General features: G+C 69.3%; 16 protein-coding genes. 8 read left to right on the top strand and 8 right to left on the bottom strand.

Annotated features, from left to right (window positions below; all coding sequences use genetic code 11):
• The first annotated feature begins 57 nt into the window (after positions 1–57).
• From ppsA to C5E07_RS13945, 3 genes are all read left to right on the top strand, one after another.
• Positions 58–2,475 carry a phosphoenolpyruvate synthase gene (gene ppsA, locus C5E07_RS13955; protein WP_104300034.1) on the top strand — a complete coding sequence of 806 codons (2,418 nt, stop codon included), beginning with the start codon at positions 58–60 and terminating at the stop codon, positions 2,473–2,475.
• An 86-nt stretch (positions 2,476–2,561) separates the two neighbouring features.
• Positions 2,562–3,395 carry an alpha/beta fold hydrolase gene (locus C5E07_RS13950; RefSeq protein ID WP_104300032.1) on the top strand — a complete coding sequence of 278 codons (834 nt, stop codon included), beginning with the start codon at positions 2,562–2,564 and terminating at the stop codon, positions 3,393–3,395.
• A 130-nt stretch (positions 3,396–3,525) separates the two neighbouring features.
• Complete coding sequence (locus C5E07_RS13945; protein ID WP_104300030.1) at positions 3,526–3,798, top strand: hypothetical protein; 273 nt, start codon at positions 3,526–3,528, stop codon at positions 3,796–3,798.
• Between the two features lie 67 nt (positions 3,799–3,865).
• Here the strand turns inward: C5E07_RS13945 and C5E07_RS13940 are convergent, their stop codons facing one another.
• The 6 genes from C5E07_RS13940 to C5E07_RS13915 form a co-directional block, all read right to left on the bottom strand.
• A complete protein-coding gene (locus C5E07_RS13940) occupies positions 3,866–4,039 on the bottom strand; it encodes a CsbD family protein (protein WP_104243312.1) in 174 nt (57 codons plus the stop codon).
• Positions 4,040–4,136: 97 nt separating this feature from the next.
• Positions 4,137–4,742, bottom strand: a complete 606-nt coding sequence (locus C5E07_RS13935; RefSeq protein WP_104300028.1) for a hypothetical protein — start codon at positions 4,740–4,742, stop codon at positions 4,137–4,139.
• On the bottom strand, positions 4,739–5,320 hold the full coding sequence (locus C5E07_RS13930) for a DUF6286 domain-containing protein (RefSeq protein ID WP_104300026.1): 582 nt from the start codon (positions 5,318–5,320) through the stop codon (positions 4,739–4,741). The genes C5E07_RS13935 and C5E07_RS13930 overlap by 4 nt, the downstream gene beginning before the upstream one ends.
• Entirely contained in the window at positions 5,317–5,697 is a 381-nt protein-coding gene (locus C5E07_RS13925) for a hypothetical protein (protein WP_104300024.1), read from the bottom strand. The genes C5E07_RS13930 and C5E07_RS13925 overlap by 4 nt, the downstream gene beginning before the upstream one ends.
• Positions 5,694–5,894 carry a DUF2273 domain-containing protein gene (locus tag C5E07_RS13920; RefSeq protein ID WP_104300022.1) on the bottom strand — a complete coding sequence of 67 codons (201 nt, stop codon included), beginning with the start codon at positions 5,892–5,894 and terminating at the stop codon, positions 5,694–5,696. Before C5E07_RS13920 ends, C5E07_RS13925 begins: the two co-directional genes overlap by 4 nt.
• Entirely contained in the window at positions 5,891–6,355 is a 465-nt protein-coding gene (locus C5E07_RS13915) for an Asp23/Gls24 family envelope stress response protein (protein ID WP_104300020.1), read from the bottom strand. The genes C5E07_RS13920 and C5E07_RS13915 overlap by 4 nt, the downstream gene beginning before the upstream one ends.
• Before the next feature lie 350 nt (positions 6,356–6,705).
• Between C5E07_RS13915 and C5E07_RS13910 the strand changes: the two genes are divergently transcribed.
• Together C5E07_RS13910 and C5E07_RS13905 are read left to right on the top strand one after the other, a co-directional pair.
• Positions 6,706–7,398: a hypothetical protein gene (locus C5E07_RS13910; protein WP_104300018.1), complete on the top strand. Its 693-nt coding sequence runs from the start codon at positions 6,706–6,708 to the stop codon at positions 7,396–7,398.
• Positions 7,399–7,577: 179 nt separating this feature from the next.
• Complete coding sequence (locus C5E07_RS13905; RefSeq protein ID WP_104300016.1) at positions 7,578–10,178, top strand: LuxR C-terminal-related transcriptional regulator; 2,601 nt, start codon at positions 7,578–7,580, stop codon at positions 10,176–10,178.
• On the opposite strand, the gene C5E07_RS13900 is transcribed toward C5E07_RS13905, so the two are convergent.
• Positions 10,149–10,733, bottom strand: coding sequence for a hypothetical protein (locus tag C5E07_RS13900; RefSeq protein ID WP_104300014.1), 585 nt, complete (start codon positions 10,731–10,733; stop codon positions 10,149–10,151). The genes C5E07_RS13905 and C5E07_RS13900 overlap by 30 nt on opposite strands.
• Before the next feature lie 180 nt (positions 10,734–10,913).
• On the opposite strand from C5E07_RS13900, the gene C5E07_RS13895 reads away from it, so the two are divergent.
• Together C5E07_RS13895 and C5E07_RS13890 are read left to right on the top strand one after the other, a co-directional pair.
• Positions 10,914–12,017, top strand: a complete 1,104-nt coding sequence (locus tag C5E07_RS13895; protein WP_104300012.1) for a DUF418 domain-containing protein — start codon at positions 10,914–10,916, stop codon at positions 12,015–12,017.
• A gap of 121 nt (positions 12,018–12,138) precedes the next feature.
• Complete coding sequence (locus C5E07_RS13890; protein WP_104330328.1) at positions 12,139–12,438, top strand: hypothetical protein; 300 nt, start codon at positions 12,139–12,141, stop codon at positions 12,436–12,438.
• A 57-nt stretch (positions 12,439–12,495) separates the two neighbouring features.
• Here the strand turns inward: C5E07_RS13890 and glgX are convergent, their stop codons facing one another.
• Entirely contained in the window at positions 12,496–14,541 is a 2,046-nt protein-coding gene (gene glgX, locus C5E07_RS13885) for a glycogen debranching protein GlgX (protein WP_104300008.1), read from the bottom strand.
• A 195-nt stretch (positions 14,542–14,736) separates the two neighbouring features.
• Here glgX and C5E07_RS13880 point away from each other — a divergent pair, with 195 nt between their 5' ends.
• Positions 14,737–15,039 carry a DUF427 domain-containing protein gene (locus tag C5E07_RS13880; RefSeq protein WP_104243600.1) on the top strand — a complete coding sequence of 101 codons (303 nt, stop codon included), beginning with the start codon at positions 14,737–14,739 and terminating at the stop codon, positions 15,037–15,039.
• The last annotated feature ends 681 nt before the right edge of the window (positions 15,040–15,720 follow it).

The raw sequence follows: 15,720 nt of genomic DNA, 5'->3' as shown, positions 1-15,720 counted from the left end.
ACGAATACTGAGTTCATCCCGTCAACAACCGTCAACGACGACACCCAAGGACTCACCATGACGCTGCTCCACGAACCCCCGACCTCCGCAGACGCATCCGCGAGCAACGAGGCGTACGTCCTCCCCTTCAGCGCGGTGCGCCTCTCGGACATCCCCGAGGTTGGCGGCAAGAACGCCTCGCTCGGCGAGCTCATCGCGAACCTCACGGACGCCGGAGTGCGTGTGCCGGACGGCTTCGCCACGACGGCGAGCGCCTTCAACCGGCACCTGCGCGAGACGGGCATCGACTCGTGGATCCGCGGTGAGATCGTGGGCCTCGACGTCGACGACGTGGCGCGCCTCGCGATCGTCGGCGCCCGCATCCGTGCCCGCATCGAAGCCGCCCCGCTCGCCGCGGAGCTCGAAGCAGCCATGCGCGAAGCCTTCGCCCGTCTGGACGCCGAGACCGACGGCCAGCTGCTCGTCGCGGTGCGCTCGAGCGCCACCGCGGAGGACCTGCCGGACGCGTCGTTCGCGGGGCAGCAGGAGACGTTCCTCAACATCGCGAGCATCGAGAACGTGCTCGCCGCCACCCGCAAGGTCTTCGCGTCGCTGTTCACCGACCGCGCCATCGCCTACCGCGTGCACCAGGGCTTCGCGCACACCGGCATCGCGATCTCCGTCGGCGTGCAGCGCATGGTGCGCTCCGACGAGGGCGCAGCCGGGGTCATGTTCAGCATCGACACCGAGTCGGGTTACGACGGCGCGGTGTTCGTGACGAGCGCCTACGGGCTGGGCGAGGGGGTCGTGCAGGGCGCGGTCAACCCCGACGAGTTCACGGTGCACAAGCGCACGCTCCGCGAGGGGCGGCCCGCCGTGCTGTCGCGCAGAGTCGGCAGCAAGGCGACCCGCATGTTCTTCACGGAGGACACCCGCGTCGGGCGCACCACCGAGTTCGTCGAGACGTCACTGGATGCGCAGCGCCAGTTCTCCGTCACCGACGCCGAGGTCACCGAGCTCGCCGAGGCGGCGCTCGCGATCGAGGAGCACTACGGGCGGCCCATGGACATCGAGTGGGGCAAGGACGGTATCGACGGACGCATCTACATCCTGCAGGCCCGCCCGGAGACCGTTGTCTCGCGGCGATCTGCCGGCACGCTCGAGCGGCACAGCCTGCTGGAGCGCAGCGCGACGCTCGTCGAAGGCCGGGCGATCGGGCAGCGCATCGGCGCTGGCGTCGTGCGCCTGCTCACCTCCCCCTCGCAGATGAGCGAGTTCCGCCCGGGTGACGTGCTGGTCGCCGACATGACCGACCCTGACTGGGAGCCGATCATGAAGCGCGCATCCGCGATCGTCACGAACCGCGGCGGCCGCACCTGTCACGCCGCGATCATCGCCCGCGAGCTCGGTGTCCCTGCCGTGGTCGGGGCCGGCGACGCGACCGAGCGCCTCGCTGACGGCGACGAGGTCACCGTGACCTGCGCCGAAGGCGAGACGGGCGCCGTGCTCGCCGGCATCCTCCCCATCGAGGTCGAGCGCATCGAACTCGACTCCTTCCCGGAGCTGCCGGGCAAGATCATGCTCAACGTCGGCAACCCGGACGCCGCGTTCACGCTCGCCGCCCTGCCGAACGACGGCGTGGGGCTCGCGCGCATGGAGTTCGTCATCTCGCGCCAGATCGGCGTGCACCCCCGTGCGCTGCTCGAGCTCGACGACCAGGAGGCGAGCATCCGCGCCGCCATCGACGAGCGCATCGCCGCCTACGACTCTCCCGCCGACTTCTTCGTGCGCCGCCTCGCCGAGGGCGTCGCGACGCTCGCCGCCGCGTTCGACGGGAAGCCCGTCATCGTGCGGCTCTCCGACTTCAAGTCGAACGAGTACGCGGGGCTGCTCGGGGGTGCCCGCTACGAGCCCGTCGAGGAGAACCCGATGCTCGGCTTCCGCGGTGCCGCGAGGTACATCTCCGACGACTTCGCCGAGGCGTTCGCGCTCGAGTGCGAGGCGATCAGGGTCGTCCGGGACGACATGGGGCTCACGAACGTGAAGGTCATGATCCCATTCGTGCGCACGGTCGAGGAGGCCCGCGCGGTTGTCGAGCGCCTCGCGGAAAACGGGCTGCGCCGCGGCCAGAACGGCCTCGAGGTGATCATGATGTGCGAGGTGCCCTCCAACGCGCTCCTCGCAGAGCAATTCCTGGAGCTCGTCGACGGCTTCTCCATCGGCTCGAACGACCTCACGCAGCTGACGCTCGGCATCGACCGCGACTCCGGCCTCATCTCCGACAGCTTCGACGAGCGCAACCCCGCAGTGCTTCGCCTCATCGACCTCGCGATCGACGCCTGCACGAAGCACGGACGCTACGTCGGTATCTGCGGGCAGGCGCCGAGCGACCATCCCGAACTCGCCCAGTACCTGTTCGACCGTGGCATCTCCTCGCTGTCGCTCAACCCGGACAGCGTCGTGGAAACGTGGACGAGGCTCGCCGCGAACCTCTGAGGCGGAGGGCTGGCGTGCCGCCTTCGAGCGGGACGCCAGCTCGCCGTCACAAGCGGTGCCGCTCGCGCGGCTGACACAATCGGTGGATGATGAGCGACGAGAGCCTGCCCAACGTGTTCTCCTGGCGCGGGAGGACCGTGCGCTGGGACAGCTTCGGGGAAGGGCCAGCCCTCGTCTTCCTGCACGGCACCCCGTGGTCGTCGGCGCTGTGGCGGCCGATCGCGGAGGCCCTCTCCGCGCAGTTCACCGTCTACCTGTGGGACATGCCCGGCTACGGCTCCTCGTCGAAGGACCCGTCGCATGCCGTCGACCTCGGCGTGCAGGGCGAGCTGTTCGCCGAGCTGCTCGACTTCTGGGGCCTCGACCGGCCGCACGTCGTCGCCCACGACTTCGGCGGCGCGGTGGCACTGCGTGCTCGACTGCTCCACGGGGCCGCGTACGCGTCGCTGGCACTCGTCGACGTCGTCGCCCTCTCGCCGTGGGGTTCGCCGTTCTTCAACCTCGTGAAGGAGCACGCCGCGGTGTTCGAGCAGCTGCCGCCCGCGGTGCATCGCGGCGCCGTGGAGGCGTACATCCGCGGAGCCAGCCACAAGGGCCTGAGCGCGGATGACCTCGCCATGTTCGTGGATCCGTGGGCGGATGCGGAGGGGCAGGCGGCGTTCTACCGGCAGATCGCGCAGGCCGACGAGCGCTTCACGGCGGAGGTCGAACCGCGCTACGGCACCCTCACGGAACCCGTGCACATCGTGTGGGGGCGCGAGGACACCTGGATCCCGAGCGACCGGGCGCAGCGGCTCGGCGCGCTCATCCCGAACGCCTCGGTCACCCTCATCGACGGCGCAGGCCACCTGATCCAGCTGGACGCTCCCGCAGCGCTCGCGGCTGAGCTCACGCGGTGGACAAGTGCTGTACGGCGCTGACCTCGCGCCCTCTGATTGAGGGAACTCTCACGCTGGCGGTGAAGGCTGGGGCAGGTCGTGTGGACCAGCCCGCTTGTCGTGGATCTGGTCCACGGGGTCATCACAGGTCCACCGAGGAGAGGAAGAAGTCATGAGACTGCGCCAGAAGCTCGCGTCCGCCGTGATCGCGTTCGGACTCGTCGGGGGTGCGGGGGTTGCCCTCGCGCCCGCTGCAAGTGCCGCCACGCACCGACAGATGATCTACGGCAGCACGCTGCAGAATTGCCAGATCACCTTGAACAACGCAGCCAACACCTACGCGGCTGCCGGCAAGAAGATCACCGCCGTCGACAGCTGTGTGCGAAACACCCTGACACCAGGCGGGTTCAACAACTACTACGGATCCGTCAGCTGGGACATCTGACTTGACGCGGGGCACGCAGAAGCGGCAGCCGACTCGGTCGGCTGCCGCTTCTGCGTGTTGGTGAGCTCTACTTCTTGAAGGCGTCCTTGACGTCTTCGCCCGCCTGCTTCACGTTGGCCTTGGCCTGGTCGGCCTGGCCCTCTGCGACGAGCTTGTCGTTGTCGGTGGCCTTGCCGAGGGCTTCCTTGGCCTTGCCGCCGAACTCTTCCGCTGCGTTCTTGATCTTGTCTCCTGCGCTCATGGCAGTTCCTTTCTCGTTGTGCGGCTCTGGAAGAGCCGCGGTTCTGTTCCTTCGGTGGGTGTGGGGGCTTCGGGCCGTGCCATGCGGGCCGCGGCGTCTACTGGAGGCGCGTCGACTGCTGCACCTTGGCGCGGAACCCGCCGCTGAGCTGCAGCAGGACCGGTACCTTCTGGCCGAGGAGCGCATCGAGCGCCTCGAGGTTCTGTTCGACGATCGCCGTCGCGTCCCTGGGCGAGACGCCGCGTCGGCAGGTCGCCGAGACCTTGAGCATGGGGGCCCGCTTCACCGAGTAGGCCGAGATGCTGGTCGAGAGGAACTCGTCACGTTCGCCGAGTGCGTCAGCGAGGGCGTCGCGTGCGACGGACACGTCGACGATAGTGCGTCCCGTGTCCGAGCTGCGGTCGTGGATGAGGGTTCCCGTCCGCCCCTGCCCCTGTCGGAGGCTGAAGGCGAGGAGCAGGATGATGCCCACCACGAGGACGGCGACGACGGCGATCATCAGCCAGCTGAAGTCCGTGCCGGGGAACGGTGTCTGCTGGAGCCAGCTCCCGACCTGCGTGTTCACGGTCTCGGAGATGGGGGTCCAGGTGTCCTTCGCCCCGGGCAGCCAGGCGCCGAGTGCCGCAGCTGCTCCGACGATGAGCAGGAGCAGACCTGTGGCGACGATGAGGAGCCGGTTCAGGCCTCGATTCGTGCTGTTCATGCGCCGACCTTCCCGTTCTCTGCGACGCGCACCTTGGCGGTGACGCGCGGGGTGAGCTCGTACTGCTCGAGCTGCCGGGTGACGGCCGCTTCGATGGAGGCGGCGTCGACCGGCACACCGGAGGCGGGCACGAGGCGGACGTCGGCGCGACGGTGCGAGACCGAGACGGTGACGTTGTCGGGGCTGACGTGGCCAGCTCGAGCCGCGTGGCGGGCGAGCGCCGAGGCGATGACCGCGTTGTCCGCGACGGTCGCGGTCCGCGACGAGCGCAGGACGTGGCGGGAACGGCGACCGGGGGCGAGGCCTGCGATGAGCAGGATCAGCCCGATGATGGCCACGATGACGCCGGCGGGGCCGACGACCTGGGCGGGCTGCTCGAGCACCCCGAGCGTGGAGGTGAACATGTCAGCCGGTGCCACGAGGAGCGCCGGGAGGGCGAGGAGCGCGAGCACCACCTCGGTGCCGACCCAGGCCGCGACGACGATGAGCAGCACGGCGAGGACGATCGCGAGCGCCGACCGAGGCGAGTGCGTCTCGCGTCGGGAGACGCGGGAGTAGAGCGACGTGTGGCTGCTCATCTGACTCGCTCCTCTGGTTTGATGTCGAGCCCGGTCACCCGCACGGTGACCTGGTCCACGTGGGAGCCCGTGAGGCTCTGCACGCGGTCTCGGATGGTTGTCTTGGCGTTCTCGACTCGCTCCAGAAGTGGACCGCCGCTGCGCGCGAGCGCATTCGGCTGCTCACGGATTCGGGCGAGCGACGGAACCCGGATGGGGGTCCGCACACGGAGCGCGAGGTTGCCGTTGTGGTCGTCGAGGTCGACGTTGACGCTGCCTGCGTCGACCCCGAGGGCGTCACCGGCGACAGCTGACGCGACACGAGTCAGGGCCTTCGCGGTGAGTCGTGTTGTGCCTCGCTGCGCCGCGCCGTGGTGTGTCGTCGCGGCTGCGCTCATGAGGAGGTGTTCCGTCCTCGGATGACGTCGACGAGGGCGCTGGCGTCGAGCTTTCCTTCGAGGATGCGTCCGATGACGCCGCCGATGATCATCGCGATCGCGACGAAGAGGAACGCCCAGAAGCCGAGGATGATCCAGGTGAGCGCGAGGACTGCGCCGATGAGGATGCCGGTTCGGGTGAGGGATGCGGTGTTCACTGGACTCGCGCTTCTTCCGTCTTGTTGGTGTCGTTGTCTTCGGAGGGGAGGTGGACGTCGTTGACGGTGACGTTGACCTCGGTGACCTCGAGGCCGACGATCGTCTCGACGGCCCGGATCACGTCGGCGCGCACACCGTCTGCGACGTCCTGCAGCGCGACGGGGTAGTCGGCGACGATGGTCACGTCGACGGCGACCTGCTTCTCGCCGACCTCGACGCTGATGCCCTGGCCCTGGTCGGTGGCGTTGATGGCGTTGCGGATGGCACCGATCGCGCGGGCCGCGCCGCCACCGAGGTCGTAGACGCCACGGGCGTCGCGGGCCGCGATACCGGCGACACGAGCGACGACGCTGTCGACGATCGTCGTCGTGCCGCGTCCGTTCGAGGTCGTCGGGACGACGCTGCTGGACGTCTGAGCCGTGCCGTGGGCGGAAGTCGTGTTGGGTGTGGTGTTCGCCATGATGCTCTTCCTTCTGTCTTTCTGGTCTCTGCCCCCGGTGCAGATGCACCGTGTGGGCTTGTACAGGTGAGACGCAGACGACCCCTGATGTGTCACAAACTCGTTTTCGGCTCTCAGCTTGCGTACAGGTTCGGCGCACGAGGTCGCGTTTTACCCACGTTTTTCCCCGGGGATCGGGGAGATCTCGCGGATGCGAAGGCCGATGTTAAGGGCATCCGGACAGGGCTTCGTCCGTACCTACAGTGAGGTCTCACCGAGTCCAACGGCATCGCGACTCGTGTGGCACCGCAGCCCCCGCCCGGTGCTCTTCTCGAATTTTCCGAGGCCCCCGCCTCGACAAGGAGTCCCCTATGAGCGCGCTCGAAACCGAAGCCAAGTCCGGCTTGACTCGTCGTTCGCTGGTCACCGGTGCAGTGTGGTCCGTGCCGATCATCGCGGCCGCCACGGCCACCCCCCTCGCCTCCGCATCGCAGTGCACGGCCGGAACCCTCGACTGGGCAGCACTCGCGGCTGGCGCGAACGTCACGACGGTGACCGTTCCCGGCACCGCCCCCAGCACCACCGCGACCTTCTCGATCACGTACTCGTCTGGGGCCACTCCGTCGGCGGCCAGCGGTCGGGTTGCGGCGGGCCCCCAGGGCGGCGTCACCGGCAACTACTACCGCATCGAGTTCTCGAACCCGATCCCGAACAACTCGGCGACGGTCCGCATCGCCTTCAACCGCCCGGTGACCGGCCTCAGCTTCTCCCTCCTCGACATCGACGCCACGACAAACGGCTACCGCGACAACGTCGAGGTCCTGACGACAGGGTTCACCGCCGCGCGCCAGGCGCGCGTCATCGGCGCCGGCACGGCGGGGGATCCCTTCCGGATGGATACGCCGTACGGCAACATCGCACCGACGTCCAACCAGGGCAACGTGCAGCTCACCTGGGCAGCGCCCGTCTCGGCCGTCGAGTTCCGCTACTTCCAGCCAGGCGACTCGACCAACTCGCAGAACATGGTCATCGGACTCGGCAACCTCGCCGTGAACCCCTGCTAGCGCTCGGCGGGGACTAGGCCCTCCGAGGGCGCCTCGAGAGCGGCGGCTTCGCCGTCGCGCGCGATCAGTGTGCTCCACAGCTGTGCGACCATGCTCACGCAGCACTCGCGCTCGCTGCCCCCAGCACCGGCGCGACCCCAGCCGACACGAGCGTCCATCCCCGGAAGCGTCCGAACACCGTGAACCCGTCCCCCCAGCAGGAACCGCGCAGTGACCGACTCCGAGCACTGCTCGGTTCCGCCAGCACGTCGCGGGCTGTCGTGATCCGCGCCCCATGGGGCTTCGGGAAGTCGAGGGTGCTCGACGGGTGGGATGAGGGCGACGGTCGCCACGTCGTCCGCGTCGTCATCGATCCAGGGGGCGCGACCCGCGAGAGCTTCTGGCATGACGTCGCAGCGGCCCTCCCCGGGCACGGGTCCGAGCGTTCCTCGCTTGGCGACGCCCGTCCGGCCGAGGCGCTTGTCGAGGACGTCCTCCTGGCGCACCCCCTGACGCTGGTCGTCAACGGGTTCGAGTATCTCGACGAGCAGCCGAGCGTGGAGGCGGATCTGATCTCGCTGCTGACGCGCGCGCTCGGTGTCCGGGTCGTGATCGCCAGTCGACGGGAGACGAGCTTCGAGGACGCGCGCACGCGCATGTCGTTGGATGTGCAGGTCATCGCGGCCGAGGAGCTGCTGTTCACGACCGAGGAGATCGAAGCCGAGCTGCGAAGCGCCGGAATGGGCGCCCCAGCTCTGAGTGCCGTCGTCGAACGCGCTTCGGGGCGCGTGCCAGCGCTCGTGAAGCTCAGCCTGCTCGAGCTCTCCGGAGGGGGCCATCCGAACACGGTCGACGTGCTCGAGCGATGGCTGACCCAGCGGCTCGGCGACTACGTCGCTGCGACGATCCTCCGCGGTGACGACGACCTCGCCGCGCTCGCCATCGGCGCGGACCTCCTCGACGAGACCCTGGCGGGTCAGCTCACCGCCCGCCCCGGAGCCCAGGTGCTGGACGAGTTCGAGCGCCGGGGGCTCGGCGCACGAGAGCGACTCGTGCTGGAGGACGGCCAGAGTCAAGCGGTGTTCCGCTTCACACCGACCACCGCGCGGGCAGGTCGTGCGTCGCTGCGGGCCAAGGACGCGAAAGCCCTCTTCGGCCAGCGCCGCTCCTTCGCCGCCTGGGCCAAGGAGCGAGGCCAACCGCACGCGGCGCTGACCGCCGCGGTCGATGGATCCGACTACGCGCTTGCCTCGAGCATCGTCATGGACCACTGGTTCGAGCTGGGTGACGACCGTCCCCAGGTGGTAGCAGCGCTCGAACGGCTTCCGCGCGTGACGATCGCGCGATGGCCGCTCCTCGGAGTGGAACTCGCCCTCTGCTACCTCGCGATGAAGGACCACCAGTGGCGAGCCGCGGAGGTCTTCGCGCTCAGCCTGACCGGGATCGGGCTTCGACGGGGAACCGCATCTGCCACCGAGCAGCTCATGTACGTGCTCCTCGAGATGGTCGCCGCCAGAACCGTGTTCGGGTCGTACAAGCAAGCCAGGCACCACGCAGATCGCCTCTCGAGGATGCTCTCCGAGTTCCCCGCAGCCGAGTACGAGCACGCCCACCGCGTCATCCCGCACGCGATCTCCCAGCTCGCCGCCACGCAGCTCTTCACCGGGGCGACCCAGGACGCGCTCCAGACGCTCATCTCCGGCACGGCGACCGCGCGCCGCCTGCGCGCACCGCTCCGCGCCCAGTACTTCCCGCTCTCCCTGCGCGCGGGCGCCCACGCGATCGCGGGGGAGCTCGCCGAAGCGCAGCTGGCGATCGTGGAATCGGACAGCGTCCCCGGCCAGGAGCATCGGCACGATGACTACAGCGGCTCGCCCGCTCGCCTCGCTGAGGCCTACCTGCACCTGGAGGCGGGCCGCTACGAAGCAGCCCTGGAGGTGCTCGCGCGGCTCCACCCCCACTACGGCACCATCGAGAACATCCACCTCCTCCTCGAAGCCGAGACCTGGGCGCACATCGGACTGGACCCCGCCCAAGGGCTCGACCGCATCCTGGAGATCAGGAAGCTCGCGGAGCGCCAGCGCCGACTCCCGAGCTACGTGACCGCGCACCTCGACCGTTCGACAGCGCACGTCGCGCTCGCCACCCATCGCGTCGCCCTCGCCGCGCAGTACTCCCGCGGCGTCGACGTGCTCGGGCGTGTGCCGGCAGCCACCCTTCGCGCGAAGGTCGACCTCGCTCGCCAGTCAGACACCGATGCCCTCGGCGTGCTGCTGCGCTATCCGCCCGTGCGCGACACGACCCTGCGCGACCGCATCGACCACGAGCTCACCCTCGCAACTGCCCACCATCGGACCGGACACCGCGACTCCGCGGTCACCCTGCTCCGGAGCGCCGCGGCGAGCCTCACGAACGCCGGGCTGACGCTCCCGCTCCTCGGCCATCGCTCGATCGGACACGCCGAGCTCACGTCGCTCGCGATGGAGACCGGCATCCTCCTCCCGAGCCTGCCGGACAGCCTCACCGCGCCGGAAGAGTCCCAGCACGCCGCGCCGCCGAAGCTCACGCCGAGGGAGATCGCCGTGCTGCGGGAGTTGATGGACAACGCCAGCTACGCAGAAGTCAGCGCGCGCCTCGACGTCAGCATCAACACAGTGCGCACCCAGGTGCGTTCGCTGTACAGCAAGCTCGGGGTGCGTTCACGCGAAGAGGCGATCAACGCCGCGCTCACCATCCATCTGCTCGACGACCAGCGGCGCCCCGGAGGGCGATCAGACCAGGCCGGCCGAACGCAGTTGTGAGCGCAGGCGTCGCATCAGCGCGCCGAGAGTCGTGTACGTGAGCACGCGGATGCAGAAGAGCAGCGCCACGAGCCCGGGCGTCGCTGCGCCAGGGGCGAGGACCAGGAGCGACATCGCGGCGATCGCGGTCCCGCCGGCAGCGCACGCGAGCAGCCACGTCGTCCACGGCGCGTCGGTCGTCGTCGCCTCGGCACCTGGGCGGGACCTCCGAAGGACGAGGCGTCCGAGGAGCAGGACGAGCTCCATCACCAGCGCGGGCAGGGAGAGGGCGACGATGGCGATGGCCCCGAGCGGGGTGATCATGAGGAAGATGCCGGTACAGAACGCGACGATGATCGCGCTCCCGAAACGGGGCACGAGCAGCGCTGCGAGCATCGGCAGCATCATCGTCATCGACGCGACGACCGCGTAGGCGGGCGGGTTCACCGTGGCCAACACCGTCGTCACGGGTGCCAGGGCCAGAGCGACCACCGCATTCAGGGCAGCGAGGGCGCCGAGGCGAAGCAGTGCAGAGCTCGCCCAGCGAGTCGGTGCACGTGATGTCCGCGAGTTCATGCAGGTCGTCCTGTCCGTAGCCGAGTGTCTGCTGCCATTCTCCAACCCGGCGGGCCGTCCAGGTCACCCCAGAGGCTGACGCGGGTCCATCCGGCGGAGGACGCGAGCCGTCACGCCCCCGCCCGATGATGGGTCGTCGCGTCATGCCCGAGATCCGGGCCGCGCCGCGAAAGGCATGTCTTGACTTCCCCCTCCTCCTCAGAAGGCGCACCCGCTGCACCTGCACCTGCCCGTGGCCGAATCGCCGCCCTCGACGTCATCCGTGGTGCCGCACTCTGCGGCATCCTCTTCGTCAACATCGCCCCGCTCGTGCACTTCGGCTCCGACACCGGCGTGCTCCAGCCCGCCGACCTCGGCGACCCGAGCGGCTGGCTGCAGCTGTTCGTGCAGCAGCGCTTCTTCCCGATCTTCTCGCTGCTCTTCGGGATCGGCTTCGCGCTCTTCTTCGATTCCGCCGCGCGACGCTCGCGCCGACCGAGGCTCGTGCTGCTCAGGCGCCTCCTGATCCTCCTCGCCATCGGCATCCCCTTCGAGTTCCTGCAGAGCGGCTCCGCGCTGTGGCCGTACGCCATCGCCGGCCTGCTCGTGCTGCTCCCGAGCACCTGGCTGCCGCGCTGGGCCGTCGCTGTCGGCGCCGCCGTGCTCATCGTCGCGAGTCTCGCGCTGACGGGTGGCGGCATCACCCTCATCCCGGGCGTCTTCCTTCTCGGCGCCGCCCTCGCTCGGTACGGCATCGTGCAGTCGATCGGCCGCTCGCGTGGCGGCTCCGTCGTCGCGCTCCTCGCCTTCACCGCGGCCTCGATCCCGCTCGCGATCTGGCAGGCGGGGGACATCCGGATGTCCGGCTTCGACCTCGCCTCCGGGCTCGCCGGATTCGCGATGGCCGGCGCGTACATCGCGCTGCTCTCACTGCTCATGACGACCCGCGCCGCGCGTGTCCTGCAGGCCGTCTTCACGCCGCTCGGAAAGATGGCGCTCACGAACTACGTCGCTGCAGCCCCGCTGATGCTCGCCGCAGGTGCGCTCTTCGACCTGCCCAACAGCACCTCGTGGACGCTGCTGCTCAGCATCGTCGTCGGCATCCTCGTGCTGCAGTGGATCGCGAGCACGCTCTGGCTGCGTGCCTTCACGCAAGGACCGCTCGAATGGCTCTGGCGTTGGGGCACGTGGGGTACGCGCGGGCCCCTCCGGCGAGACTCGGTTCGGAGCGGCGACATGCGCGACACGGAACGCAGTGCTGAGCGGGCGGACACAGCAGCGTGGACGAGCGCTCCTCGACCATGAGCGTGGTCACCGGGCAACCGGGTCGCTGACGTGCTGCTCGTCGTCGCTTGCTGGACCGCCGTCGATCTCGCCGGGGCGTTCGCGGAGAAGGGGCCCAGGGAGGCCTCGTAGTGTGCACGCCATGGACGTGATGCACCTCGATGGCTCGTCGGATCCCGCCCGAGTCGAGGACCTGCCTGCGCTGCTCGCCGAGCTCGACGATGCGAGTGATGAGGAGCCGGACGTCGGCGCCGGCGACCCGTACGGCTGGTTCGTGACTGCCTTCGCATCCGGAACCGTGGTGCTGTCGCATGCGGCACGACCGCACGATCCGGAACTCGTGCTCTCCGATGTCCCCAGGGATGAGGCCCTCGTGATCTTCACCGAGGTCGTCCGTGGAGAGATGGACGCCGTCCTCGCGCGCCCCTGGGTCGAGGACTGAGCCCTCGGCGCTCCCCGGTCAGCACGGACGCAGGGAGCGCCGGAGACGCAGCGACCGTCAGCGCTCGGCCGGCGAACGCAGCAGCGTGAACGAGCCCTCCTTGACCATGAGCGTGGTCACCGGGTCGCTGACGCGCTGCTCGTCGTCACTCGAGAGCGCCAGCTCCCAGGTGCCGTGAGGTGCCTCTGGAACCGTGAACTCGACGGCGTTCTCCGCCGCGTTCAGCAGCAGGGCGAACGAGTCGGCGCCGACGTGCGAGAACACGAACGCGATGGAACGCGCATCCGGGTTCTCCCAGTCCGCGTCGTCGAAGCCACGCGCGTCGGAGCGCAGTACGTCCACGGTGTCATCGGCACCCGTATCCGGTGCCTGGCGGAACCAGACCGGCCGCAGTGCGGGATGCTCGGCGCGCAGCGAGAGCAGCGTCCGCGTGAACTCGAGCAGCTCGGCGTCGACCGCCTCCCAATCGAACCAGGAGATCTCGTTGTCCTGGCAGTAGGCGTTGTTGTTGCCGCCCTGCGTGCGGCCGAGCTCGTCGCCGCCGAGGATCATGGGCACACCCGCCGAGAGGAGCAGCGTCGCAAGCAGGTTGCGGCGCTTGCGCGCGCGGCGCTCGTTCACCGCCTCGTCCTCGGTGGGACCCTCCGCACCGCCGTTCGCCGAGCGGTTGTCGCTCTCACCGTCCTGGTTGTCCTCGCCGTTCGCCGCGTTGTGCTTGTCGTTGTACGCGGTGAGGTCGGCGAGCGTGAACCCGTCGTGCGCGGTGATGAAGTTCACGCTCGACAGCGGCGAGCGGCGGCTCGCCTCGTACACGTCAGGTGAGCCGAGGATGCGCTGCGCCGTCGTGCCGAGGGTCGCGTCGCTGCCGTTCCAGTAGTCGCGGGCGTCGTCGCGGAACTTGCCGTTCCACTCCGACCAGTCCGCGGGGAACCCGCCCACCTGGTAGCCGGCCGTGTCCCACGGCTCGGCGATCATCTTGACCGGCGCGAGCACCGGATCCTGCTGGATGAGCGTGAGGAAGGCGCTGTGCAGCTCCGCGTCGCCGCCCTGACGTGTGAGGGTCGTGGCCAGGTCGAAGCGGAACCCATCGACGTGCATCTCGCTCACCCAGTACCGCAGCGAGTCCATGATGAGCCCGAGCGCCGCCGGGTGGCCCACGTTCACGCTGTTGCCCGTTCCGGTGGTGTCGAAGTAGTGGCTCTCATCGCCCTCCACCAGGCGGTAGTAGGCGGCGTTGTCGATGCCCTTGAACGACAGCGTCGGCCCCAGGTGGTTGCCCTCAGCCGTGTGGTTGTAGACCACGTCGAGGATTACCTCGAGGCCAGCGGCGTGGAGGGCCTTCACGAGCTCCTTGAACTCGGCGACCTGGCCGCCGCCGTCGCCAGCCGCCGCGTAGTCGCCGTGCGGGGCGAAGAAGCCGATCGAGTTGTAGCCCCAGTAGTTGCGCAGCCCCTTCTCCTCGAGGTGGCTGTCCTGCACGAACTGCTGCACGGGCAGCAGCTCGACCGAGGTCACGCCGAGGTCGACGAGGTGCTTGATGGCCGCCGGGTGCGCGAGGCCCGCGTACGTTCCGCGGATCTCCTCAGGCACCTCCGGGTGCAGCTGCGTGAAGCCCTTGACGTGCACCTCGTAGACGACCGTCTTGTCGAGGGGGACACGCGGCGAAACGTCGTCGCCCCAGTCGAAGCTGGGATCGGCGACGACGCTCAGGGGAACCGAGCCTGCCGAGTCGGTGTCGTCGCGCCGCTCCGGCTCGTTCATGTCGTGGCCGAACACCGACTGCGACCACGCGTACTGGCCCTCGATCGCCGTGGCGTGCGGGTCGAGGAGCAGCTTGTTCACGTTGTGGCGGAGGCCACGCTCCGGGTCCCATGGGCCATCGACGCGCAGCCCATAGCGGGAGCCGACCTGCAACTCGTCGACGAAGCCGTGGAAGACGTGGCCCGTGCGGTGCTCGAGGCGCGTCCGGGTCTCAGCCCCAGACTCGTCGAAGGTGCACATATTCACAGAATCTGCGGTCTCGGAGTACACCGCGAAGTTCGATCTGCCGTCGACGGTGCTGAAGCCGAGCGGATACGGGCGGGAGGGTGCGGAGTTCGACAACGGGGGACCTTCCAATGGCGGGGGAGCTGGGGCCCGGCACGGATCCCCGCCGCTGAGAGTAGGGCAGGCGATCGGCGTCGCTGCCGACGTTCTCCCAGGTACGAGCGACGCGCATCCACGCACATCACCCTTCTCCCAGCTGACGGGGCGACGCTTCCCGTCTACCCACTCGCTATTCGTCGAAGGAAGACCACCATGAAGGCAACTGTCAACGGAACCGTCATCGCCGAAGCGCCCGAGTCGGAGCTCGTCGGCATCGAAGGCAACCACTACTTCCCGCCGTCGTCGTTGCACTCCGAGTCGTTCACGAAGAGCGACACGCAGTACACCTGCCCGTGGAAGGGGCACGCGCAGTACTGGGACGTCGTCGTCGACGGCGCCACGCACCGCGACGCGGCCTGGAGCTACCCGGAGCCGTTCGACGGCTCGACCGAGCGCGTCGGCCACGACTTCGCCGGCTACGTCGCCTTCGACAAGTCGCAGGTCAGCCTCGGCTGACCGCGCCGCGCCCGCGCGCCGCCCCGCGCCCGCGCGCCGCGCCCCGCGCCGCGCCGCGCCCCGCGAAAAGGTCACTTTAGGCCCTTCGGAGGGCTGAGGATGGGCAGAAAGTGACCTTTTTCGGGGCGGTGGGACCGCGAGGTGAGCCCCGGCCCGCGTGACCGCCGAGCCGCGTCCGCCTGCCTGTCCGAGTCCGAGTCCGCCTGCCTGTCCGCGTCCGAGTCCGCACCCGCACGCGCACCCGCACCCGCATGCGCGTCCTCGTCCGCACCCGGATCCCCATCCGCCTCCGGACGCGCCTTGGCATCCGCGAAAAGGTCACTTTCGACCCTTCGGAGGGCTGAGGATGGGCGGAAAGTGACCTTTTCGGGGCGGTGGGACCTCGAGGTGAGCCCGGCCCGCGTGACCGCCGGGCCGCGTTCGCCTGCGTGCCCGACTCCGCACCCGCCTTCCTGTCCGCGTCCGAGTCCGCACCCGCACGCGCACCCGCATGCGCGTCCGCGTCCGCACCCGGATCCCCATCCGCCTCCGGACGCACCTCGGCACCGCGAAAAGGTCACTTTCGACCCTTCGGAGGGCTGAGGATGGGCGGAAAGTGACCTTTTCGGGGCGGTGGGACCGCGAGGCGAGCCCGGCCCGCGTGACCGCCGGGCCGCCTCCGCACCCGCCTCCGCCTGCGGC

The organism is Pseudoclavibacter sp. RFBJ3, from assembly GCF_002931375.1.
Taxonomy (GTDB): domain Bacteria; phylum Actinomycetota; class Actinomycetes; order Actinomycetales; family Microbacteriaceae; genus Pseudoclavibacter.
This window is presented reverse-complemented; position numbering and strand designations above follow the sequence as displayed.

Bases quoted from the DNA above. Each gene is read 5' to 3' on its own strand.
- ppsA (WP_104300034.1), top strand. From the start codon at position 58: ATGACGCTGCTCCACGAACCCCCGACCTCCGCAGACGCATCCGCGAGC.
- C5E07_RS13950 (WP_104300032.1), top strand. From the start codon at position 2,562: ATGATGAGCGACGAGAGCCTGCCCAACGTGTTCTCCTGGCGCGGGAGG.
- C5E07_RS13945 (WP_104300030.1), top strand. From the start codon at position 3,526: ATGAGACTGCGCCAGAAGCTCGCGTCCGCCGTGATCGCGTTCGGACTC.
- C5E07_RS13940 (WP_104243312.1), bottom strand. From the start codon at position 4,039: ATGAGCGCAGGAGACAAGATCAAGAACGCAGCGGAAGAGTTCGGCGGC.
- C5E07_RS13935 (WP_104300028.1), bottom strand. From the start codon at position 4,742: ATGAACAGCACGAATCGAGGCCTGAACCGGCTCCTCATCGTCGCCACA.
- C5E07_RS13930 (WP_104300026.1), bottom strand. From the start codon at position 5,320: ATGAGCAGCCACACGTCGCTCTACTCCCGCGTCTCCCGACGCGAGACG.
- C5E07_RS13925 (WP_104300024.1), bottom strand. From the start codon at position 5,697: ATGAGCGCAGCCGCGACGACACACCACGGCGCGGCGCAGCGAGGCACA.
- C5E07_RS13915 (WP_104300020.1), bottom strand. From the start codon at position 6,355: ATGGCGAACACCACACCCAACACGACTTCCGCCCACGGCACGGCTCAG.
- C5E07_RS13910 (WP_104300018.1), top strand. From the start codon at position 6,706: ATGAGCGCGCTCGAAACCGAAGCCAAGTCCGGCTTGACTCGTCGTTCG.
- C5E07_RS13900 (WP_104300014.1), bottom strand. From the start codon at position 10,733: ATGAACTCGCGGACATCACGTGCACCGACTCGCTGGGCGAGCTCTGCA.
- C5E07_RS13890 (WP_104330328.1), top strand. From the start codon at position 12,139: ATGGACGTGATGCACCTCGATGGCTCGTCGGATCCCGCCCGAGTCGAG.
- C5E07_RS13880 (WP_104243600.1), top strand. From the start codon at position 14,737: ATGAAGGCAACTGTCAACGGAACCGTCATCGCCGAAGCGCCCGAGTCG.